Annotated in this window: 2 protein-coding genes and 1 pseudogene; 2 read left to right on the forward strand and 1 reads right to left on the reverse strand. The window is 72.8% G+C overall.

Annotated elements, in window-relative coordinates; translation table 11 throughout:
* Nucleotides 1–195, reverse strand: a pseudogene (locus H5J33_RS33690) (MFS transporter); the annotation flags it as partial.
* Nucleotides 196–391: 196 nt separating this feature from the next.
* Here H5J33_RS33690 and H5J33_RS33695 point away from each other — a divergent pair.
* Nucleotides 392–1,519, forward strand: a complete 1,128-nt coding sequence (locus tag H5J33_RS33695) for a ferrochelatase (RefSeq protein WP_181798477.1) — start codon at nt 392–394, stop codon at nt 1,517–1,519.
* An 8-nt stretch (nt 1,520–1,527) separates the two neighbouring features.
* Nucleotides 1,528–1,837 (forward strand): inositol monophosphatase family protein (locus H5J33_RS33700; protein ID WP_309485554.1); only part of this gene is annotated, 310 nt, incomplete at its 3' end.

Below are 1,837 nucleotides of genomic sequence, written 5' to 3' on the forward strand. Positions count from 1 at the left end.
CGGTCCGATGGCGGCGGCGGACAGCGCCAGGGTGGCCGACAGGGCGCCCGCGAGGCCGTACCGGCCGGTGACCTGGGAGACCATCGTGACCACGCCGACGCCCATCATCGACAGCGGCATCCGGCCGAGGAATCCGGCGGCGGAGAAGGCCTTGCTGCCGGGCGCGGCGAACAAGGCTCTGTAGGGGCTGGGCACGGGGTCTCCGGAAGCGTTTCGGTAAGGCGCGAGTAGAGCCGATACAGCTTACAAGTAAGGGCACCCTAAGTGAACCGTCGCGGTGGTCCGGAACGCGCCAATGCGAGCCGTACGGACAAAGAGGCGGTAAGGGGCCGAATCCGGCTCGTCGCACGGCTGTTTCCCCGCTGTCAGTGCCGGGTGGCAGGATCGACCCATGCCAGACGCGCTCGATGCCACCCCGTACGACGCCCTGCTCCTGCTCTCCTTCGGCGGCCCCGAAGGCCCGGACGACGTGGTCCCGTTCCTGGAGAACGTCACGCGCGGGCGCGGCATCCCCAAGGAACGCCTCAAGGAAGTGGGGCGGCACTACTTCCTCTTCGGCGGGGTCAGCCCCATCAACGACCAGAACCGCGCCCTGCTCCAGGCGCTGCGCGAGGACTTCGCCGTACACGGCCTGGACCTGCCCGTGTACTGGGGCAACCGCAACTGGGCGCCGTATCTGACCGACACCCTGCGCGAGATGGCCGCCGCCGGCCACCGCCGTGTCCTCGTCCTGGCCACCAGCGCCTACGCCTCCTACTCGGGCTGCCGCCAGTACCGGGAGAACCTCGCCGACGCGCTGGCCACTCTCGAGGCCGAGGGCGTGGACGTGCCGGCCGTGGACAAGCTGCGGCACTACTTCAACCACCCCGGCTTCGTCGAGCCCATGATCGACGGCGTGCTGCGCGCCCTGGCCGACCTGCCCGAGGACGTCCGCGCGGGCGCCCACATCGCCTTCACCACCCACTCCATCCCCACCGCCGCCGCCGACACCTCCGGCCCCGTGGAGTCCCACGGCGACGGGGGCGCGTACGTGGCCCAGCACCTGGACGTGGCCCGGCTGATCGCGGACGCCGTCCGCGAGCGCACCGGCGTCCACCACCCCTGGCGGCTCGTCTACCAGTCCCGCTCCGGCGCCCCGCACATCCCGTGGCTGGAGCCCGACATCTGCGACCACCTCGAGGAGCGGCACGCGGCCGGCGTCCCGGCCGTCGTCATGGCCCCCATCGGCTTCGTCTCCGACCACATGGAGGTCCTGTACGACCTCGACACCGAGGCCAAGGCCAAGGCCGAGGAGCTGGGCCTGCCGGTGCGCCGCTCGGCGACCGTGGGCGCCGACCCGCGGTTCGCCGCCGCCGTCCGCGAGCTGATCCTGGAGCGGGCCGCAGTGGAACGCGGCCGGGAGGTCACCCCCTGCGCCCTGGGCGCCCTCGGCCCGAGCCACGACGTCTGCCCGGTCGGCTGCTGCCCGGCCCGCGCCCCGCGCCCCGCCGCCGCGGGCGCCGACAGCCCCAACGCGTGAGGAGAGCCGTGACCGACCCCCTGCACCGTGACCTGCTCGCACTCGCCCGCGAGGCCGCCCACCGGGCCGGCGAGCTGCTGCGCGACGGCCGCCCGAGCGACCTGGCCGTGGCCAGGACGAAGTCCAGCAACGTGGACGTCGTCACCGAGATGGACATCGCGGCCGAGAAGCTGATCACCGACCTGATCTCCGGCCGGCGCCCCGACGACGGCTTCCTCGGCGAGGAGGGGGCCTCGGCCGAGGGCACGAGCGGCGTCCGCTGGGTGATCGACCCGCTGGACGGCACGGTGAACTACCTGTACGGACTGCCGACCTGGG

The sequence above is a fragment of the Streptomyces sp. WELS2 genome, assembly GCF_013870595.1.
Taxonomy (GTDB): Bacteria; Actinomycetota; Actinomycetes; order Streptomycetales; family Streptomycetaceae; genus Streptomyces.